Consider the following 20,516-nt stretch of genomic DNA (forward strand, 5'->3'; position numbering starts at 1 on the left):
TAAGAACCTAAAAACTCCCCTAGTAACACATCATTACTAGGGGAGTTTATTATGTCTTAAAATATATACTGTACTAAATTCTATGCTACACACAAAGAACCATTTAAAACTTTCAAATTATATACGAGACCAAGTCGCGCCAAACCGTGCAGTGCAACGGCTGTAACAGGATCGATGAAACCAAGTACACCTGCACCGATAATGGCGATATGGAATACAATGGACACGATGAGTAAACCTAAATGAGACTGCTTTGTTCCTTTTGAAAGCTCTGATACGGGAGATGCATCATCCACAAGAGAGCCCATCATGAGCGCCACTAAGATAAGCTCCAAGGAACACGGGCATAGTACCAATAACAAGGTTACGGTATGTATGAAATCCTGTGTCAATGCAAAGGAACCCATAGATAATAGCAATACAGCCACAACAATAACAGATGAATAATTGTTAATGCCCTGACGCATAGCAACGAGTTGAGATGGCATGGCAGGAAGCATATCATCATCTAAGGTATAATGTGACTCGCCTGTGATAAGCTGTTCCAAGAAAAAGCCAGCCTGTACGATGAGGCCCACATAGGCCGCCGTATGATAATCGCCAATGGAAATGAGCGCTACCATGGCCACAACAATAAGGAAATTAGCATGGATCTCTAAATGCTTCAAAATACTTTGAACGCTATTAATGAGCAGCGGCAAACCACAAACGAGAACCGTCACCCAAGCCAAGTCAATAACAGGATTGAATGACTCTGTGATGGCATCTAATAGAATAAATAAAACACCTAGCGCCAAAATAGCACCTTGCGTGAACAACGACACCTGCGCCGATAAAGACTGTAAAAATTTCATATAGACCTCTATACACTAGAACCGGCCTTACTTACTCCGGAAATAAAACAAAAACAACACAATATTAATTCAGAACTCTCTATACCTAAATTAATTCAAAACCCTATGAACCTAAATTATTTGATAAATCTATGTACCCATAGGGGTATATCTACAATGTAACCATTATACAAAATATGCGAATTATATACAAATCATTTTTTTCGATAAATGATAAAGAACTACAATTTCTTTATGTAGTACCAAAAGAATAAATTTATAAAAATGACTTCTCCCTTAAGAGCTTTAGTTGAAAGCTCTTATTTCTTTATTAGAAATAGAAAGAACAGGTCCCTAAAAACGACTTAGTTTACTATGGAGGCTTTTAGGGACCTGTTCTTTCGGTTAACTAATATGAAATTAGAGCTTCAACGCCTCAATCCATTCTGCTTCTTTAAAGCCAACGAGTACTTTGTCTTCAAGAACCAAGATAGGACGTTTCACAAGCATACCATTGGATGCTAATAAAGCGAGTTTTTCTTCTTCGCTAAGGTTTGGTAATTTATCCTTCAATTGTTGTTCACGATAAATCATACCAGATGTATTGAAGAATGCTTTTAAATCTTTACCAGATTGTGGATACCACGCAGCAATTTCTTCAGCTGTAGGATTTTCAGACTTAATGTCACGATCTGTGTATTTAATATTATGATCATCTAAGAATTTCTTTGCTTTTTTGCATGTTGTGCATTTAGGATATTCAACAAATAACATAGCGTCTCCTTATAGTAATACATAATGTTATAACGATATATTTATAAGTTAAGTGTACCAAATATATCGAAAATTATCAATATCTCATTGACAGTCTACAGGTTCTAATGCATTACAATGATCAATAGAGCTTAATACTTCCTCCATCCCTGCACTATGCTTTGCGGTACGTAAATCAACATCCATCTGCAACCGCAAGAAATATCCTTCAGAAACATTAAAGTATTTAGCTAAACGTAGAGAGGTGTCTGCTGAAATAGCTCGTGTCCCATTCAAGATTTCCTGAATACGCGAAACAGGCACATGTATATCTTTAGCTAATCGATATGCAGATAGTCCTAATGGCTCCATAAACTCTTCTTTCAATATTTCACTGATGGTAGGTGTTGGAATAAACTTGTCCATATATATTCCCTCTCTATTAATGATAATCTATAATTTCTACATCATAAAAACTATTAATATCTTTCACTTTAAAACATAATCTATACTGGCTATTAATCCGTAAACTATACTGGCCAAAGCGATTGCCTTGCAATAACTCTAATCGGTTACCAGGTGGCCACCTTAAATCCTGTATCGATTCAGCATTATCTAATAATATTAGCTTACGAAGAGCTAATCTTTGTATAAACGGTGAAAAGCGTTTAGAAAAACTCTGATGGTAAACCTTTTCTGTTTCCTTATCTTTAAATCCGATAATCATAGAACCTCTCCTTTGATTATACCTGTTTTACAGGTATAACTCAATAATATATACCTGTATTTCAGGTATATTGTGGAATAACTTTATTCTATAAATGATTTCGGTAAAAGATTTCTCTAAAACAGCACTCAAATCCTACTGTTCTTCTGACTCTATTGGTCACCTATTTCGGAATGTATCTACTTCTAGTCATCACTTGAAGATCAGCAAATATTAGTACTAACTTTTATAATGGCTACAAATATAAAAAGACCTATATTCTCTAGACTCTCATGTGCAAAGTACAGCAGTGAAAGGTTAGAGAATATAGGTCTCTTATAAAATCTATATATTATTTTTCTTAGTATTCATAATACGATTTACATTAGAGCAAGAATGTAAGCCCCATAGCTACAAAGATGGCTGGTAATAGGTTCGCAATACGGATTTTACCAGGCCAGATGAGGTCAATACCGACGCAGAAGATCAGAATAGAGCCCACGTAGGATAGGTTATCGATGGCACTCGGTGTCATCAACGGTGCTGCGATGTGTGCCATAGCGGTAATAATCCATTGAGTAATCCCTACAGGAATAAAGGAGAACAACGCGCCCTTCCCCATAGAGGATACCATAACCATAACGATGATACCGTCGAGGATACCTTTTAATAAGAGCGTTTGGTAATTACCCGTTAAGCCGTCTTGAATAGAACCGAGTACGCCCATGGCTCCCACTGTAAACGTAAGGGATGCCGTAATAAAGGCGTGCGTAAACTGCGGATCACCAGTGTTACCAGTTTTGGCTTTTACCCAGTCACCAAATACCGTGATCCAACGATTAAGGTCGATGAGCTCACCAATTACGGCGCCTGCCACCATGCTAATGATCATCAGCATAGGCCCCGTCGTTTGTATCGTTCCGTTCACGATGACTAGCATATACTGCATAGCACCGCTCATCCCGAGGAGGAGAACAATAATACCGCTCACCATCATGAGCGTCTGTTTCAAATTTTCTTTCATAAACCGGCCGAATGCGAGACCGCACAAGCTACCGGCTATGATAAGGCCAATGTTAATGGCCGTGCCCAAACCAATCATATATTTCCCTTTCTAAATTGTGAAAGTAATAGCTTATTTCATCATCAGTATACCAACTATATCGAAATAAATCAATTTATCGTGGTATACAACCAATCTATGCCGTTATATGGCCCTAGATAAAAACATATAGCAAAAAGCCCCTATCCCGTAAAGGATAGGGGCTTCATGTTGTGTTTATAGCTTTGAGAGAGAAGTATATGAGAGACCCGCTTTGGAGAGAGAGAATATATGTGTTTGTATATAAAGCGGGCCGACATATGATGGAACGCTATCTTTCCATCGACTATAGTGTACACCTTAAAGTGCGGTTTAACACAAGTTCAATTTTGTAAAACCAATCATGTATAAAAACTATTGTTAACTAACGATTATACAAATACGTTACAACCTGTATTAATCCTCAGCGTCTGCAGGCAATCGAGCAATATCTGCGGTCTTATTAATCTCATCAAAACAAGGACAGTCCTTACCGTGATCGTTGATAAGGCCACTGGCTTGCAGATGGGAATAAATAGTAACGGGGCCTACAAACTTAAACCCGCGCTTCTTCAGGTCCTTACTAATCCGCGTAGACAGACCATTCTTTGCTGGCACATGCCCATCGGGGTGGCTTTCATAAATAATAGTTTTATTATCTGTGAAAGCCCAGATATAGTTGCAAAACGAACCAAATTCATCTTGAATACGTTTAAAAGCAAAAGCATTATTGATGATAGCCTCAATTTTAGGGCGAGACTTGAGCATGCCCTCAGTCTGCATAATCCGTTCGATGTCGCTTTCACCATAAGTAGCAACCGCATCAATATCAAAGTAATTAAAGCATCCTCGAATAATGTCTCGTTTATTCAAAATCGTAAGCCAACTGAGACCACATTGGAGGCTTTCAAGACAGAGATGCTCAAACTGCAATCGGTCATCATGAATAGGACGGCCCCACTCATGATCGTGATACGCCTGATACAAGGGCGTCGTCGGCCATTCACAAGTAGCCACTACACACCTCCATGAGCCCAGACAAGGACATCATACATGAGCGCTACTACGAGGCCCATTACGAGATGACCGCCCACATAAAACGGCACAAGATAATAGATAAATAGCAATAGTGAATGTAAGGCTCTGCGAAGCCATACAATCGGTGTAGACGTACCGCCGCCCACCTTGCCATCTAGCCAATTATGAACGATATAAATAGGTGTACCTAATCGGACAATCCAGTCGGGCATACGCTTTCTAGGATTGAGTCCTGGGCAATACAAAATCACCAATGGCAACGCCACCGCATCAAGGATGAGCAGCACCGTTAAGGTCAAGGAGAATAAGTCTATCTCGCCTTCCCACGTCAATGGATGAGCTATAAAGCGGAGCGCCCACAAATAGGCTTTATATACGATATACGGTTCTAATAGCCATAATAAGGGCTTCACTACACTCATGGGACTACCTACGCCAAACACAAAATAAGAAAACTACGCATTCGCGTAGTCGTTTTTGATACTATTATTATATCAGATTTTGCACTTTTTGTGGGGTTAAAATTCATAAAATTTTATCAAAATATACAATTTATAGTAGTTCTCAATGAAAGAACCCACTATATAAGCTATTCCTCACTATCGGCTCATATATACTGATTTTTCATCAATTTTATGACTTATTTTGCTAAATCACACACAAAATATAGTGATAATTACACCTTAAAACCTAGTATAAACTACATCATAAAATCTAGTATAAATTACAGCATAAAACCTTGCTCAAACAACTAAGAATTTGCAATCAACATCATGTGGCATTTTATACTCATGCCCTATGTTATTATAAATACAGGTAGTAAATACCTTCTCACTTTCTCCTTTTGAAAAATATAACTACAAATAAGGCAGCCCTGATGGACTGCCTTATTTGTATATTACATAGATTGTCTATTTCTCTATAGCCTCAACTATTTCGCCGATGTACATATAGTGTGGTTCCCAGCGATCACTGCCAGCTTTTGTATATTCAGGAGGATTGGATGCATAATACTCTTTTATTTTATCCGCTAAATGTGCTTCATCGAATTGATGTTCGTAGAGCTTTTTGCATACAAAAGTTAACTCTGCTTCTTCAAACATGACACCATCATCTACTGCAACTGGTGTTAAGCCCGAATTAGCCACCTTATCTTCGTCACGACCAGAATGAGATCCTAAATAACCAAGAGCCTTACGTTGGCTTTCAGGCAAGAAACTAACGGTAAACGTATCATATTTCGCCATGAATTCTTGGGTATAACGAGCTGGATGAATATACACAGTCACTGTGGAAATATCATTACCAACTAGGCCCCACATGTTGCCCATGCTGCCCCAACTAACAGTACAAGTATTAAAATCCTCAGGTGTACCAGCTGTAACAAGAGCCCACCGTTTTTCAAACATAGTAAATGCTTTATAGTCTTTAGATTCAAATGGTTTCATAATGACCTCCGGTTTATCTTATTTTCCCAACCTCGTATAACTATCCTAACCCCATTATATAATGCACTAATATACAGTACAATAAGTATTATGTAATATAATTATACTTAGTAATATAATTATACTTAGTAACATAACCAATGGATTATGACAGTATCAATAGATATGAGAGTATAAACGGGAGATACTACCATGACAAAACTACCACTATTAGCGGGTGCTTTTATGATAAGCACTATATTATCACCAATAGGAGCCATCGATGTTAATATTCCTGGTGCAGATTCGAAGATTCCAAAGGATGTCTACATAAATTATCAAGCCACGAGCCCTGATATTGAAAAGGATGTAGCAAACTATGTGGAAGCACTAAAGTTAACAGACAAGGCTAATGGTATTAGTAAAAACGAAATTGAGTATGCTAAAGCTGCCTCTATATATCGCAGTCAACATTACCATAATACAGTTATCTCCATTCACGACAATTACAACCAAATTCGGCTTTCATTCCCTATAGCGGGCATAAAAAGTGATTATGATATAGGACGTTACAAAAATCCAAGTCGAACTATTGAGGACTATCGAGTATTAACCAATAATGGGAGTCTCAATTTAGAAATTGACTATGCTGATTACAAAGACTATGACTGGCGTAACACAAAAATAGCTTATGAAAAACTAACCGACAAGAATGTTCGTGATTTCTTTCAGGACAGGGCAAAACGTAATCCAGCAAAACACATTTCTGATATAAAGGGCACTGTATTTTCATATCCTACTGTTACCTACAGCACTTGGGATAGTATGAAGATGCCGCACGTTGAAAACGGTAAAAAAACAACTCTTACCATCGACACGATCAATTTTAAATTTAAGGGCTATAACATGCGTTCCCCTTTATATCACGCAGGGTTTGTCTATTATGATAACAACCCCGTTCTGAACAAGGTTCCTACAGATAAATTATTGGCTAATTATGTGCTTCCCTCTGTGCAAAACCTAAATGAATTAAATCAATATTCACGCATAGAAAACTTAAACGGTGTACAATACCGCGTACCAAAAGATGCTATATACATAGGTGAGGAAAAGGGCAGCGAATACCAAGATATTAGATCCTACAAAAAAGGGGACATAACATTCTTTGTTTCTACTAATAATATCCCTAAAAACCCATATGCGCGCAATCTTGTTGTAAACGGTCATTACAATTTTAAAATTAATTTAGATACGTTCTGGGATATTTACTATTACCAACCAACATCAGATTATATTAATTATACCGTTATATGGAATAATAATATTCCTGGGCTATCCACACACATCTATACACCTCATAAGGATGATCACATCCTAACCTTTCAATCCTATGATGGGACCTATGGCTTTACCTATATCATCTTTTATCCAAGTTTTTTAAGTGTTGAAGAGATTCAAAAATTACGAAATATGATTGAGTTTTTTGAGTCTACCAATAATCCTAGCTTTAAACTAAAAGAGCATGTTTTATTCCCAGATACAGAGGAGAGCCATGCCCATTAAAACATCGTTCAAAATCTAATAAGATGTGTAATCAAAACAGCCAGTACTGCAAATCGCAATACTGGCTCTTTTTCTTTCTCTATTTCTTTTTATGCATAAGTATATCTACACATAGACAAAATATTAGTTAAGCTTTAAGGCAATCTAAAGACATCAGCCTCCCAAATGTACTTCAACGCAGGAAACTCTTGCTTATGCGGACGATTGATCAATTTTGCCATTTCTACCATATTACGAATATCATGATAAGACGTCTTCACCGCATTGGCTTTATAAGCAACTTCAATGCTGTACACATATTTATCATCACGGATTGTAAAATATGTATAATTAATACCATTATCAAATTTTACACTGCCACTAAATGCAGGCACACCATTACGCCAAATAGTCGCATTATCATTAACTGAATATGGGTATTTTCGGCTCATCGTATCCATCGTAGTAAAAGCACCTGAATAAAAATGTTTTTCATCATTTGGAAAAATCGGACGGCGCTTAATCAGCTGTACTATATCGCCCACCTTATAAACACGCGTTTCCTCACCATAGGAGGTAGGCTCATAATCGGCTTTTCTCGTACTATTCTTGAGCACACGATATTCAAAGTTTCCCCATTTCTCAACATTAGAATAGCGATCTATTGCTTTTGTATCCTCTACCGATGGAATCACATAATTCGCTAAAGCCCCTTCTGCATACCTAATATGATCTGGATTGCCATTACCACGATTTATGATGTTAACACGATACACATGATTCGTATCACTAGGCAGGGAAAACTCAACACCCGTACTCGTACGTGGCTCAGTCTTCTCCTCTTTTCCAGGGATGCGTGTTATAATCCCATACTTCTGCTGCCATTGACCATTTTTTACCGTTTTATATGTGAAAGCCCGATCCGTATAGGTAGTCTTATCATCCACATCGACTACGATATCTGCATTCATACTTTTAATATAATATTGAGGGATACCATTTACGACATTAACAACTGAATTAGTGTTATCATTAATCGCCTTACTTTCAAGACTTGGATAAGGCATAGAAAAGCGAATATGCTGTGTATCATCGTCAAAGATGAACACTGTACTCTGATTAGCTTGGCGTTTTAAAAACTTGGCATTACCATCCATATATGCCTTAGCTTGCTCTACCGTCCTACGCCCATTTTTCACAGTCTGTGCTACCACAGGGCCTGAGCGACGTCTAAACTGAGACTCTACCAGATCCATATCAACACTATTATAAGAATAGCTTTCATAAGCAGTATCAGGCACCATGGCATCTCCACCAGGAAGATTTATATTGGCAGCATGTACTGTTACTATAAGACCAAACGAATAAAGGCCTATTAAAATCGCTCTTTTAATCATACAATTCCCTCAATATAAATAAGTTGTATATAAGACTATCCCTCTATGGCCTCAACCACTTCGCCGATGTACATATAATGTGGTTCCCAGCGATCTTTGCCAACTTGGGTATACATAGACGGATTTGCTGCATAATATTCCTTTACATTATCTGCTAAATGGGCTTCATCAAATTGATGCTCATACAGTTTTTTACATACAAATGTTAAATCTGCTTCTTTGAAAGTTACCCCATCGCCTGCTGCAACCGGTGTTAAACCAGAGTTAGCCACCTTATCTTCGTCACGACCAGAATGAGATCCTAAATAACCAAGAGCCTTACGTTGGCTTTCAGGCAAGAAACTAACGGTAAACGTATCGTATTTCGCCATGAATTCTTGGGTATAACGAGCTGGATGGATGTACACAGTCACCGTGGAAAGATCATTACCAACTAGGCCCCACATGTTGCCCATGCTGCCCCAGCTAACAGTACAAGTATTAAAATCCTCAGGTGTACCAGCTGTAACAAGAGCCCAACGTTTTTCAAACATAGAAAACGCTTTATAATCTTTTGATTCAAATGGTTTCATAATGACCTCCGGTTTATCTTATTTCCCAACATCGTCTAATTCTCCTAATCACATTATATGATGCATTAATATACGATACAATAAGAATTATATTATACAAATATACGAATAAACTAATAAAATCCGGGCTAATTCTATGAATTAAAAGCTCGGCTTTTTTCATAGATATGGTAAGAATATAATTATTTATAAATCAAAATCTTACTGACTTTATCGCCTTTTTGTTCAAATTGTATGCCATGCATCATATCAGTTCGATAGCGATATTTCCCATAAAACCATCGATTGTTAGTATCCACTAAATCAGGTCTGCCATATACATTAAGAACTTTTCGCATGGAGTCGCCTACGGCGATACCTCTATGAGTAGTAGCATCACGATTCTCGATCATCATATAGGTAACAATAGGGCCCACACCATCCATTTTAAAGTTCCCAAATGTAACACCACCATAGGTAAGTCCTCTACTAGTTTCTTTAGTAGGCTGTCCTAAACTAGCTTTTACACTATCAAATGTATTACCCAGCGAAACACCAAGGATCATCATATCCTCGTCTGGCAAGGTAGTACCTACAATTTGTCCTCCCGCATAGTGAGTATATTGCTCAGCTTTGGGCCAGTCATAAGACTGTTTCGCTGCATTCGTTTCTAGACGATCCCAAGTTTTACTAAGCCAACTCGCATCTGATTCATAACTATAACCACTTACCAATTGCAGGCCTATAACAAGCCCCATAACCATATATTTTGTTTTCATAGTCTCTCTCCTAAAATTTCTTATAATTAGCTCAAACTACATTCACTATATTACACACTATTGATTCAATAGCTTAACCCACTCCATATACCAAGGAATAAATATAGGCCCACTTTCTAGTTTCTCTTTATAGCTCCCGTCCTCTCTCCATTGTGGACCTTTTCTGAGTTTAACCGCATCATCAAAGTCTACATATTCAATCATATCTCTCCATTGTTTATGTGTATAAGAGGTCTTACTTTCATCATAATTAATACGATAACTGTAAAAGTACACAGAATCTTTCACCACATGACGGAGATAAGACTCTCCTTTAGGCTTGTAAGAATCGATCAAAGAGCCTGCGATTCCATTATTCCATACGACTGCATATTGTGTAGGTGTTTCTAAATCATTATACTTTCTCAAAAAAGATAATATTGAACTCTTGATGACCGTTCCATCTCGTTTTTCACCCAATATGGAAGTACGTACTACACGTATCTTGGAACCTGTATCCTCATAGGTTCTCACATCATATTGACTATTCTCTACAGCCTCACTCACTAGCTTTGCAGTCTTAGGAACGCGATAACTGAAGTTACCCCAATGCTCAACACGACTATAAGTATCTAATCCAGACAAGGATTCTATGGATGGAATAATATAATTGCTCATTACCACTTCAGGTGATTTATCTTGATATGGATCTTCCGTATTAACCCAACCGCCATAAGTAATCCCATAGGTAGTCTTTGAATCATTCGGTGTAAACTCCGTATACATTACACGGGCATTGTTGGACATAAGCTTCCAAGATGCATTCTGCAAACCTGGATAATTATATTTACCTTCTTCTTCAGCATATTTATTAAGCGCTTTACCATGTGGAGGCCCTACTACTAAAAATGAACTAAGGCTTCGCACCGCATATAACGGCCCGTTTCCAGACTTAGACTCTACAGTATCTCCACGAAAGCTAATGTTTGGTACAGATAACCGAATATTCTTATCCCCTTCATGAATCAATACAACGGTAGACTGAGAATAATTTGCTAACTCCAACGCCTTAGCCAAACCAGGGCGTTCTCGATACAACTTATCCATCCCCGACTTAGGATTCATAGGTTGTGATTTTATAAATTCACTATAATCCTCTGCATTTTGCTTCGCTACTTCATTAATATGACGATAATTCTCATACGCATTAGTAGGAATGCTCGCATCTGCCCCAGGCATAGGCGGTTGTCCGGCTGGCACTTCGATCTGTACAGCGCTTACATTCATGGTGAAAGCAGCTGCTAATGCCATCATGATTACACTTTTACGTAGCATAAAACCCTCTCATTTTCTTCTCTCACATTACAACAAAATAAGCACAACCTTATTAGCATAAGTATACTATGCAAACAAGACTGTGCCTATTATTAATAATTTTATATTTTAGTATATTAGTATGTATAAGTTTTTTGTATATATTTAGTATTTATAAGGTTTATCTCAATTTGACGATATATATCTTTATCCCTATAATATAAGAAGATAGCCAGACGAGTCGAAACGTCAGGCGCATCTCGAAAATAATGAAATCTTGAGAAATGGCCTTTCAGTTATCTAGTTACACTAGGCAACGGAGGGCTATTTGTCTTTTGTAAGACAAATAAGCGCTATTAATGCCCCAAAAGCAATAACAACCGTTATTACCTGTAATAAGAGCATGATTATTTCATAATCGCTCATAGACTAACGTTTGAAATAGATTAATAGTTTACCAGTGGAATGCTTAACACAGTAGAGACGACAATTAAGATATACACCACAAAACATAGTTTTAACATAAGCGCTAAACTGACAAACAGGACTTTATAGATAGGTGCTTCTTGTTTCTTAGATCGTATCCATTCTTTAGTCTTATAATATATTTTGGGCTTATTAAAAGCTGGCGGTAATCGCTTACACCATAAAACGAGCCACAGAATACAGCATATATTCCCAAAGAGAAAGAATAGAAATAGACCAAAATGCTCCAATGAATATACTTTCAATACATAAATATTATAGAGTAGCTGAGCAAAGGTCTCTACAAAGTTAATCCATAAATAGACAAGATAAGCCTTAAGCAAAAGCACTAATATAGTTTTGATATATTTGAGTTTACTCATTGGCTCGCTCCTATCTAATACCATAAAATTTAAAAACAAAATTTCTTATTGAGTTAATATTTTAATCCATTCCATATACCACGGATTAAAGATTGGATCCGCATCAAGCTTCTTTTTATGGCTATCACTTATACGCCATTGAGGTGCTTTTCGTAAACTTTCAACATTATCAAAATCTACATACTCAACCATATCGCGCAATTGTTTATGCTTATACGAAGATTTGCTTTCATCATAATCAATGCGATAACTATAATAATATTCAGAATCCTTTGTAAAATGGCGTAAATAGGATTCCCCATTAGATTTATAGCGATCAACTAGAAATCCTGGAAGACCATTATTCCAAACTGTTGCATACTGTGTAGGCGCCTCAAGGTCACCATATTTATTCAAAAATGCAAAAATTTGTTTTTTTGCCAAACTTTTATCAACAACATTAGGGTCTATTTGAAAGCGTAACACACGGATCTTAATTCCTGAGGCTTCATAAGTACGAACCTCATATTTATTATCTTCCAATGCTTCGCTCACAAGCTTAGCCTTTTTAGGAATACGATAGCTAAAATTGTCCCAATGCTTAACATGGCTATAATTATCTAACCCAGATAAGGGCTCAATAGATGGAATAATATAATTACTCATTACCACTTCAGCAAATTTATCTTGGTATGGATCATTCACATCCCCGCCACCAAGATATGTAATACCATAGGTAGTGTTCGTGCTCTTAGGCGTAAACTCTGTATACATTACATGTGTCTTGGCTTTAAGGATTTTCCAAGATGCATTTTCTAAGCCCGGATAGGTATAGACACCTTCATTATGCATACGTTTACTAAATTCTTTACCATGTGGTGGCCCCACCATCAAAATACTTGTAAAACCACGAACCACAAATAAAGGACCATCACTTGATTTAGATTCAACTGTATCTCCACGCAAGCTAATATTTGGTACAGATAAACGAATATTATTTTTTCCTTCATGAAGTAAGATAACAGTAGATTCTGAGAATTCCCCCAGCTTAACAGCTTGAGCCAATCCAGTTTTCTCCTTAAAAACCTTTTCTATCGCAATCTTGGGTTTCTCCACACTTTTCTGTACTTTAACGCTAAATTCCTCCGCCTCTTGTATTGCCTTTTCATTAATATGAGAATAATTTTCGTAAGCATTGGCGGGAATGCTCGCATCTGCACCTGGAACTGGTGGTTGCCACTTTGGTACTTCGATCTGCACAGCGCTTACATGCATGGTAAAAGCAGTCGCTAATGCCATCATGATTATACTTTTACGTAACATAAAACCCTCTCTCCTCTAAGTTTTACAACACAAAATTACACTTACTTCTTGTCTTTCTTAGTTTTATTTTTATTACTAATATTAACACTTTTCTTACGAAGTAATTTTACATTACCAAAGTCTGAGAACTCTACCGTATTTCTTAATTGTATATGAGAGTACGGCGCAGCTCCATCAGTATAGAGTAAATCAATAGCATAATAATATTTATCATCTCGAAGAACTCTATGAATTTTAGATTTCTTGCCCTTCTGATAATTATCAATCATATAACTTGGCACACCATTGTTCCAAACAGAAGCAGATTGAACTAATGCCTCATTAGATAATGGTTGACCTACTTTAGATGCATTAATAACCTTTTTAAAAGAAAAGTTACCATATAGATTATCCACTTTTACAGGCCATCTAAGCACAGAAAATCTTGCAGAAGGTCCTACATACTCTCTAACTTCAGTCGTAGTATTATCCAGATTTCTCTGAGCTTTCAACTTCATTCCCTTTGGAATCCGATATGTTAAATTTTCCCATATAATCGTTTCACTATACGAATCCATATCATCCAGAGAATGAATGGACGGAATGATATAGTTACTCATTACCTGTTCCATTTTTTCTGTAACAGGATGATTCCGATAAGCAATTCCAACGATATATGGTCGATTTGGCTGCTCTTTAAGACGCACTACAGCACCCATCATAGGATTATTTTGATTTAAGAATTTATCATTCATAAACCAGGTCCCCTCTGTTATCTCTGGATATAGGAATTGCCCTTTCTCATCGGCTTTTGCCTTAACAATATCAAGAATATCCGTTACATTAGACCCCAACATAAAGAGTGTATTTCGCTCAGTTAAAAGCTGTAAATCTTCTTTCTCATTAGAACGACTACGAGACAAATAGTCCCCTTCTAGTATGGCTGCTGGCATACTAGCACGAATATTATTATCTTGATCATGTAACAAGATTACCGTTGATTCATTCGCAGCTAAATCTATTTGATTATAGCCCCGTTGAGCCTCTGCATCTAACTTATCCTTTGACAACTTACCATTAGCAACCATTTTATCTAACTTATCTTGGTATTTGGCCTTAGCCTTAACAATATCACTAGATTTATAATTACTAAGCTTACCTGCCCGATAGTTCTCATACGCATTAGCCGGAATACTCGCATCAGCACCTGGCATAGGCGGTTGACCGGCTGGGACTTCGATTTGAACAGCGCTAACATTCATGGTGAAAGCAGCCGCTAATGCCATCATAATTATACTTTTACGTAACATAAAACCCTCTTATCTTTTTCTCTCACATTTACAATATAAATAAGCACAACCTTATTAGCATAAGTATACTATGCAAATAAGACTGTGCCTATTATTAATAATTTTATAATTTAGTATATAGGATTTACGTCTAATTGATATTTATAAGGTTTATCTCAATTTGACGATATAAATCTTTATCCCTATAATATAAGTAGATAGCCAGACGAGTCGAAACGTCAGGCGCATCTCGAAAAAAGTAAAACATTAGGAAATGGCCTTTCAGTTATCTAGTCACACTAGGCAACGGAGGGCTATTTGCTTTTTGTAAGGCAAATAAGGGCTACAAGTGCTCCACTAATAAAAGCCAAGCTATTTTTATATGAATAGCTTGGCTTTTGCATTATGTAAATAAATTAAGAATATATCAGAAATCTAATATGAATGTTTAGGAGCTTTTAAGAACCAACGAAGTATCAGCCCAGTAATCATAAACTATCACGGCTCATCATCATAGGCAATGCCATATGCTTTTTTATACATCAAATTAGGCAATTTATATTTTTCGTCACCAAATTCAGCAGGTAGAATCATAGCTTTTAGGTTTTCTGCATAGATTCGTTGTTGGCGAGTCTGTCCATTATTGTAATAGGTACCGCCATCATTAACGGTTCCAGTGATACCTGAGTTTACTTGTTTTGCACGCCAAATAGAGATATATGGCGTCTTGTCACCTTGTTTTAAACTTTTATCATGATCATTAATCAAATGGCGCAAAGAACGATCCATTTGGTAATCGTATTGTACTGAAAGTCCTTGAATCATATTAGCAGCAGGCATAGAAACATAGATGACTGCTTCGATACGACGATGACCATTCGGTGCCGTTACAGACTTAACAGATGAAAGATCCAAATATTTCCCATCCCCTCGTCCAGAGTCAGCACTCGAATCGATGTGCTCAAATCGCTCTGCGTTTAATAAGTCAGCCTGTGATACAGCTTGTCCTTGCATCGGTACTATGAGACAGCCTAATAACCATAGTGAAAGTAAATATATACGTTTCATCGTCCACCTCACTGTACCACAATATCATCAAAATGCTGTTGATACACGGACATAAACATAGCATCCGCTATATCATACATAATTGTGTTATTACGATTAAGTGGGAATTTACGCGTATCATTCACATAATGCATTGGCTTCGTCGCCCCATCAAAGGTATACTTCGCCACATCTACCTCTGTCATAGCCAAACCAGACTTACTTTCACTAGCCTCAATCAAAGCCATCATAGATGGACTCGGATTCATTATACGAGACGAATGAACAAGGGTCGCTAACGAATAGTTAGTATCATAATCCACGGTGAGCTGTCTCTCATCGATAGTAGATTGATAAGACGTATCCATCACAACATAGTAGGTCCCGCGCAAAGAATACTGTGGCGGTGCATAGCGAAGAGCCTCAATGGAATACGTATTCAAATAGATATACAAGCCACCACTCTCCATGGAACCATTCATCGATCGTGTATGAACCAGCTTGAACTGTGGTGATGTTTTCAACTCTTGATAGGTAATTGCCTCTGTAGGCATGGTGAAAGCTAGCAACACAAGGGCTAGCAATAAAATACGTTGAATCATAAAACCTCTCTCAAAAAATGAATCTTATCTCTCAATAAAATAAGCACAACCTTATTAGCATAAGTATACTATGCAAATAAGACTGTGCCTATTATTAATAATTTTATAATTTAGTATATACGATTTACGTCTAATTGATATTTATAAGGTTTATCACCATTTGACGATATATATCTTTATCCCTATAATATAAGTAGATAGTCAGACGAGTCGAAACGTCAGGCGCATCTCGAAAATCAAAATACTTAGGAAATGGCCTTTCTGTTTACTTAGCTACCATGCGGTAACGGAGGGCTATTTGCTTTTTGTAAGGCAAATAAGGGCTACTAAGGCTCCAAAAGCAATGACAATAGCCAGTACTTGTAAGAGGAGCATGATTATTTCATAATCACTCATAGACTTATCCCTCCCTTCAAAAACGAAGAGAGGCCCAACCTCGTCTAACTATCCTAAGTCTATTATAAAACGAACTAATATACGATACAATAAGGAACGAATAATAGAGATATACAGATAAATGCATAGAAAAAAGCCCGTCATAACGGGCTTTTTTTAGTTCCTAATATATATACATTCTCCAACTCCCCAAGAAACTCCTCTTTGTAATTTCCCCAGTTTTTAAGGATAATAGAGTTATACTTGCATACGCACCACAAGTAGGTAAGGGTGATTTAGTATATGTCTCTAACTAGTTTGTAGTTTAGGAGGTGGCATATGGACGCTTTAACTATTATATGGGTCATTGTTTGTGCCTATTTATTACTGAATTTATTGGTCGGCGTGTATTGTCATATTCGTGTAAAAGATAGTACTGATTATCTACTCGCAGGTCGTCGTATTGGGGTTCTTATGACGGCAGGCACGTTAGCTGCTACAGAGATCGGTGGCGGGAGTACCGTTGGTGTAGCCGCGAAAGCATATGGTTCTTGGGGTTTATCTGCAGGTTGGTACGTAGTCTCTGCAGGGATTGGGGTTATTCTCGTTGCTTTCATCGCACCACTGTTACGACGTGCCATGGCAACGACCGTACCGGAGATCATCGGTCGTCGCTTTGGTGGATCTAGCCATCTCATTACGTCGATTCTTTCTATGCTCGCAACAATTACCTTAGCAGGTGTACAAATTACTGCAACAGCAACCATTATTAGCGTTCTTACTGGACTTTCAACAGAGCTCGCCATTCTCATCTGCGGCGCGGTTCTCGTAATTTACACCATGTCCGGCGGCATGTGGAGCGTAACGATGACGGACGTTATCCATTTCTTCGTTCTCGTTGGAGGCTTTACCCTCGCTGTGCCATTTGTATTGCACAATGTGGGCGGCTGGGAAACAGTAGTGTCTAAATTACCACCTGAACAGCTGGGCTTCACAAAGGTTGGTTGGAAAACCATCATAGGCCTTATTATCATGTACTTCATGACCTTCTCCACAGGGCAAGAATCAGTTCAACGGTACTTCGCAGCAAAGAATGAAAGAACCGCTGTTCTCGGTTCTATCATCTGCGGTATTATTATGGCTCTATTCGCCTTTGTCCCTGCCGTATTGGGCCTCGTAGCATTGGCTGAGTTCCCGAACATCGAAGCAAATAATGCAGTGGCAACGGTTGCACTTAACCTTATGCCTCCGATTATGGCGGGCTTCGTTATGGCCGCTGTCGTATCGGCGACACTTTCATCAGGCGCAGGCGACCTTTTAGGCGCTGCTACTGTATTTACCAAGGATATTGTGGAACATCATTTTGGTAAAAGCCTCACTGATGCACAGCTCACAAATTATAGCCGTCTATGCGTGCTCTTCCTCGGCATCATCGCCATCGTTATCTCCCTCGTAAGCAAAGCCATCATTCCAATGCTCGTATTTGCTTTCACCATGAGATCCGCTGGCCCATTCGCCGCATTCCTACTCGGCCTCACCTGGAAAAATGCAACAGCTGGCGCTGGCATTTGGTCCATCGTGCTCGGCTCTATCGCAGGCGTGTACTGGGAATTCGTGGGCAATCCTTATGGCATTATGTCCATCATCTTTGGTTCCATCGTCAGCCTCATAGTCTTTGTAGCTGTCGTATGCATTGAAAGAGCCATGGGTAAACCACCGGCTCCACCGGCTATACCTGATGATGTAAAAGAAATGTAATCAATTTATTATAATCTGTAACTTAATAGTAGGTCTAAATCCTAAAAGTACTATCAAATTACAATTATAAAAACAAAACTCCTATCGGTTAAACCAATAGGAGTTTTTTCTTATTTTACAACGACATCCCCAAATTATGTGCCATACACACATCCATCATAATTTGACGATATATCATAACCTTACTATAATATAGATAGATAGTCAGACGAGTAGTGACGTCAGGCTCATCTCACAAACTTAATAATATGTAGAAATGGCCTTTTCGTTTTATCTAATTTCCGAAGAAACGAAGGGCTATTTTGCTATTTCTAGACAAATAAGCGCCACAAGTGCTCCAAAGGATATCATGACTGATAAAATCCCAAGGATAATCATAATGATTTTATAACCACTCATAAGCAACCCTCCCTTCAAAAACGAAGAGAGGCCCAACCTCGTCCAACTATCCTAAGTCTATTATAGAACGAACTAATATACGATACAATAAGGAACGAATAATAGAAATATATAGATAAATACAGTAAAGACCGTACCTAAAAGTACGGTCTTTTTCTTATTTCTTTACTCTTTTATTACTAGCATGTCTTAGTTGCTTGGCATTTCCGAAGTCTAAGTATTCCATTATATTACGTAGTTCAATATGATTATACTTATTTTTACCATCTTCATAGGTAAGCGAAATATAGTATTCATATTTATCATCTGTAATCAGATGGAAAATACGAGATTTCTTACCTGGATTATATTGCTCCAAAAGATAAGAAGGAACACCATTATTCCATATTAAGGCTGCTTGAAGAGGTATATCTTTTACTAATATTGGATTCTTTTTATAGAAAAAATGTTTTAAAACAGTCTGAGTATACAACTGTATAGGCACAGCTTTATCTACTAAGGCACTACGTGCAACAACGAGTTTCATACCATCTCCAACATACACGCGACCTTGAAAGTTATCACTTTTTTCTTCCCTATCTAACATCATACCCTTAGGTAGTCGATAGGTTAGATTATCCCACGTAACAGTATCACTAGTTTTATCTAGATTATCTAATGTCTGCATAGAAGGAATTACAAAATTAGCCATTGTAGATTCTAACTTTTTTGTAACGGGCTGATTCTTATTGCCTAGGATTGCCATATACATCTGATTTGGGTATTGATCAAAAGTAACAGCTGCATACATTACAGGTAGATTTCCATTCGAATATTTTTCTCTTATTCCCCAATAGCCTTTACTAATGCCCGGATACTTAAATTCCCCTTTACGTTGATCATTTCTATTAAATCCTGAATCTTCAACTTGTTCATTAGCACCTACTAGACCAGCAATAACATTGTGTTCAAAAACATACGAGCCTTTACCCTTTTTATTTAAGTCCTCAAAATAACTTTCTACCACGGAAATAGGCAATGTCACTTTAGCCTTATAGTCACCTTCATGCAATAAAATTACAGTAGATTCATGCGTAATTAAATCCAAATACTTCGCATAGGCTTTTTTTAATTGCTCTGCCTTCTCTGCAGTACCTTTTTTCTTAAGAACCTCTCCATCAATCCTATTATTATACTCTTCTATTTTCTTAATGTGATCAGCAGTAGTAATATTGCGAGTCTTATCGTAACGATAGTTCTGATATGCATTATCTGGAATACTAGCATCAGCCCCTGGTACAGGCGGTTGTCCTTCAGGAACAGTATACTGTGCCGCATTAATAGGCATGGTGAAAGCTAATGCTACAGCTAAGCTCAACAAAGTACTTTTTAGTTTCATACAACACCTCTCAAACAATAATAGACACGTTCTCTCATTAGTATAAGTATACTATAACCTAGAGAACGTGCCTATTATTGAGCCTTTTATAGTTCACATATTCTATTATTGCTGTATTATATTTGCTTCTAATATCAGT

General features: G+C 37.5%; 19 protein-coding genes. 2 read left to right on the forward strand and 17 right to left on the reverse strand.

What is annotated here, in order from left to right; all coding sequences use genetic code 11:
• Positions 1 to 80 precede the first annotated feature (80 nt).
• The 8 genes from EL171_RS09540 to EL171_RS09575 form a co-directional block, all read right to left on the reverse strand.
• A complete protein-coding gene (locus tag EL171_RS09540) occupies positions 81 to 854 on the reverse strand; it encodes a hypothetical protein (RefSeq protein ID WP_005384961.1) in 774 nt (257 codons plus the stop codon).
• A gap of 399 nt (positions 855 to 1,253) precedes the next feature.
• Positions 1,254 to 1,607, reverse strand: coding sequence for a Spx/MgsR family RNA polymerase-binding regulatory protein (locus EL171_RS09545; RefSeq protein WP_005384960.1), 354 nt, complete (start codon positions 1,605 to 1,607; stop codon positions 1,254 to 1,256).
• A gap of 84 nt (positions 1,608 to 1,691) precedes the next feature.
• Complete coding sequence (locus EL171_RS09550) at positions 1,692 to 2,012, reverse strand: HigA family addiction module antitoxin (RefSeq protein ID WP_005384958.1); 321 nt, start codon at positions 2,010 to 2,012, stop codon at positions 1,692 to 1,694.
• A 16-nt stretch (positions 2,013 to 2,028) separates the two neighbouring features.
• The gene (locus tag EL171_RS09555) at positions 2,029 to 2,313 is read right to left on the reverse strand and encodes a type II toxin-antitoxin system RelE/ParE family toxin (RefSeq protein WP_005384956.1); all 285 of its coding nucleotides are present in this window, start codon (positions 2,311 to 2,313) and stop codon (positions 2,029 to 2,031) included.
• Positions 2,314 to 2,677: 364 nt separating this feature from the next.
• A complete protein-coding gene (locus tag EL171_RS09560; RefSeq protein ID WP_005384954.1) occupies positions 2,678 to 3,394 on the reverse strand; it encodes a DUF554 domain-containing protein in 717 nt (238 codons plus the stop codon).
• A 396-nt stretch (positions 3,395 to 3,790) separates the two neighbouring features.
• Entirely contained in the window at positions 3,791 to 4,390 is a 600-nt protein-coding gene (locus tag EL171_RS09565) for a DNA-3-methyladenine glycosylase I (RefSeq protein WP_005384952.1), read from the reverse strand.
• On the reverse strand, positions 4,390 to 4,833 hold the full coding sequence (locus tag EL171_RS09570) for a hypothetical protein (protein WP_039968845.1): 444 nt from the start codon (positions 4,831 to 4,833) through the stop codon (positions 4,390 to 4,392). The genes EL171_RS09565 and EL171_RS09570 overlap by 1 nt, the downstream gene beginning before the upstream one ends.
• A gap of 489 nt (positions 4,834 to 5,322) precedes the next feature.
• A complete protein-coding gene (locus tag EL171_RS09575; protein ID WP_005384949.1) occupies positions 5,323 to 5,859 on the reverse strand; it encodes a flavin reductase family protein in 537 nt (178 codons plus the stop codon).
• A gap of 192 nt (positions 5,860 to 6,051) precedes the next feature.
• Here EL171_RS09575 and EL171_RS09580 point away from each other — a divergent pair, with 192 nt between their 5' ends.
• Positions 6,052 to 7,401, forward strand: coding sequence for a hypothetical protein (locus tag EL171_RS09580; RefSeq protein ID WP_005384947.1), 1,350 nt, complete (start codon positions 6,052 to 6,054; stop codon positions 7,399 to 7,401).
• A 134-nt stretch (positions 7,402 to 7,535) separates the two neighbouring features.
• Here EL171_RS09580 and EL171_RS09585 read toward each other — a convergent pair whose 3' ends face one another.
• The 8 genes from EL171_RS09585 to EL171_RS09625 all read right to left on the reverse strand — a co-directional run bounded on the left by EL171_RS09585 (position 7,536) and on the right by EL171_RS09625 (position 16,467).
• A complete protein-coding gene (locus EL171_RS09585) occupies positions 7,536 to 8,777 on the reverse strand; it encodes a hypothetical protein (protein WP_005384946.1) in 1,242 nt (413 codons plus the stop codon).
• A 35-nt stretch (positions 8,778 to 8,812) separates the two neighbouring features.
• A complete protein-coding gene (locus EL171_RS09590) occupies positions 8,813 to 9,349 on the reverse strand; it encodes a flavin reductase family protein (protein ID WP_005384944.1) in 537 nt (178 codons plus the stop codon).
• Between the two features lie 182 nt (positions 9,350 to 9,531).
• Positions 9,532 to 10,107, reverse strand: a complete 576-nt coding sequence (locus tag EL171_RS09595) for a hypothetical protein (protein WP_005384941.1) — start codon at positions 10,105 to 10,107, stop codon at positions 9,532 to 9,534.
• Positions 10,108 to 10,164: 57 nt separating this feature from the next.
• On the reverse strand, positions 10,165 to 11,421 hold the full coding sequence (locus tag EL171_RS09600) for a hypothetical protein (RefSeq protein WP_005384939.1): 1,257 nt from the start codon (positions 11,419 to 11,421) through the stop codon (positions 10,165 to 10,167).
• An 872-nt stretch (positions 11,422 to 12,293) separates the two neighbouring features.
• A complete protein-coding gene (locus EL171_RS09610) occupies positions 12,294 to 13,550 on the reverse strand; it encodes a hypothetical protein (RefSeq protein ID WP_005384936.1) in 1,257 nt (418 codons plus the stop codon).
• Positions 13,551 to 13,591: 41 nt separating this feature from the next.
• On the reverse strand, positions 13,592 to 14,839 hold the full coding sequence (locus EL171_RS09615) for a hypothetical protein (RefSeq protein ID WP_005384934.1): 1,248 nt from the start codon (positions 14,837 to 14,839) through the stop codon (positions 13,592 to 13,594).
• A 477-nt stretch (positions 14,840 to 15,316) separates the two neighbouring features.
• A complete protein-coding gene (locus EL171_RS09620) occupies positions 15,317 to 15,886 on the reverse strand; it encodes a hypothetical protein (RefSeq protein ID WP_039968840.1) in 570 nt (189 codons plus the stop codon).
• 8 nt (positions 15,887 to 15,894) lie between these two features.
• Positions 15,895 to 16,467, reverse strand: a complete 573-nt coding sequence (locus tag EL171_RS09625; protein WP_005384930.1) for a hypothetical protein — start codon at positions 16,465 to 16,467, stop codon at positions 15,895 to 15,897.
• A gap of 714 nt (positions 16,468 to 17,181) precedes the next feature.
• Here EL171_RS09625 and EL171_RS09630 point away from each other — a divergent pair.
• Positions 17,182 to 18,600 (forward strand): sodium:solute symporter family protein, encoded by a 1,419-nt coding sequence (locus EL171_RS09630; RefSeq protein WP_005384927.1) that lies wholly within the window; start codon positions 17,182 to 17,184, stop codon positions 18,598 to 18,600.
• 556 nt (positions 18,601 to 19,156) lie between these two features.
• Here EL171_RS09630 and EL171_RS09635 read toward each other — a convergent pair.
• Positions 19,157 to 20,377 carry a hypothetical protein gene (locus EL171_RS09635; protein WP_005384925.1) on the reverse strand — a complete coding sequence of 407 codons (1,221 nt, stop codon included), beginning with the start codon at positions 20,375 to 20,377 and terminating at the stop codon, positions 19,157 to 19,159.
• Positions 20,378 to 20,516: the final 139 nt, after the last annotated feature.

It is taken from the genome of Veillonella dispar, from assembly GCF_900637515.1.
Taxonomy (GTDB): domain Bacteria; phylum Bacillota; class Negativicutes; order Veillonellales; family Veillonellaceae; genus Veillonella; species Veillonella dispar.

What these genes read in the sequence shown, in the direction of transcription:
- EL171_RS09540 (WP_005384961.1), bottom strand. Translation starts at nt 854, where the DNA reads ATGAAATTTTTACAGTCTTTATCGGCGCAGGTGTCGTTGTTCACGCAA.
- EL171_RS09545 (WP_005384960.1), bottom strand. Translation starts at nt 1,607, where the DNA reads ATGTTATTTGTTGAATATCCTAAATGCACAACATGCAAAAAAGCAAAG.
- EL171_RS09550 (WP_005384958.1), bottom strand. Translation starts at nt 2,012, where the DNA reads ATGGACAAGTTTATTCCAACACCTACCATCAGTGAAATATTGAAAGAA.
- EL171_RS09555 (WP_005384956.1), bottom strand. Translation starts at nt 2,313, where the DNA reads ATGATTATCGGATTTAAAGATAAGGAAACAGAAAAGGTTTACCATCAG.
- EL171_RS09560 (WP_005384954.1), bottom strand. Translation starts at nt 3,394, where the DNA reads ATGATTGGTTTGGGCACGGCCATTAACATTGGCCTTATCATAGCCGGT.
- EL171_RS09570 (WP_039968845.1), bottom strand. Translation starts at nt 4,833, where the DNA reads ATGAGTGTAGTGAAGCCCTTATTATGGCTATTAGAACCGTATATCGTA.
- EL171_RS09575 (WP_005384949.1), bottom strand. Translation starts at nt 5,859, where the DNA reads ATGAAACCATTTGAATCTAAAGACTATAAAGCATTTACTATGTTTGAA.
- EL171_RS09580 (WP_005384947.1), top strand. Translation starts at nt 6,052, where the DNA reads ATGACAAAACTACCACTATTAGCGGGTGCTTTTATGATAAGCACTATA.
- EL171_RS09585 (WP_005384946.1), bottom strand. Translation starts at nt 8,777, where the DNA reads ATGATTAAAAGAGCGATTTTAATAGGCCTTTATTCGTTTGGTCTTATA.
- EL171_RS09590 (WP_005384944.1), bottom strand. Translation starts at nt 9,349, where the DNA reads ATGAAACCATTTGAATCAAAAGATTATAAAGCGTTTTCTATGTTTGAA.
- EL171_RS09595 (WP_005384941.1), bottom strand. Translation starts at nt 10,107, where the DNA reads ATGAAAACAAAATATATGGTTATGGGGCTTGTTATAGGCCTGCAATTG.
- EL171_RS09600 (WP_005384939.1), bottom strand. Translation starts at nt 11,421, where the DNA reads ATGCTACGTAAAAGTGTAATCATGATGGCATTAGCAGCTGCTTTCACC.
- EL171_RS09610 (WP_005384936.1), bottom strand. Translation starts at nt 13,550, where the DNA reads ATGTTACGTAAAAGTATAATCATGATGGCATTAGCGACTGCTTTTACC.
- EL171_RS09615 (WP_005384934.1), bottom strand. Translation starts at nt 14,839, where the DNA reads ATGTTACGTAAAAGTATAATTATGATGGCATTAGCGGCTGCTTTCACC.
- EL171_RS09620 (WP_039968840.1), bottom strand. Translation starts at nt 15,886, where the DNA reads ATGAAACGTATATATTTACTTTCACTATGGTTATTAGGCTGTCTCATA.
- EL171_RS09625 (WP_005384930.1), bottom strand. Translation starts at nt 16,467, where the DNA reads ATGATTCAACGTATTTTATTGCTAGCCCTTGTGTTGCTAGCTTTCACC.
- EL171_RS09630 (WP_005384927.1), top strand. Translation starts at nt 17,182, where the DNA reads ATGGACGCTTTAACTATTATATGGGTCATTGTTTGTGCCTATTTATTA.
- EL171_RS09635 (WP_005384925.1), bottom strand. Translation starts at nt 20,377, where the DNA reads ATGAAACTAAAAAGTACTTTGTTGAGCTTAGCTGTAGCATTAGCTTTC.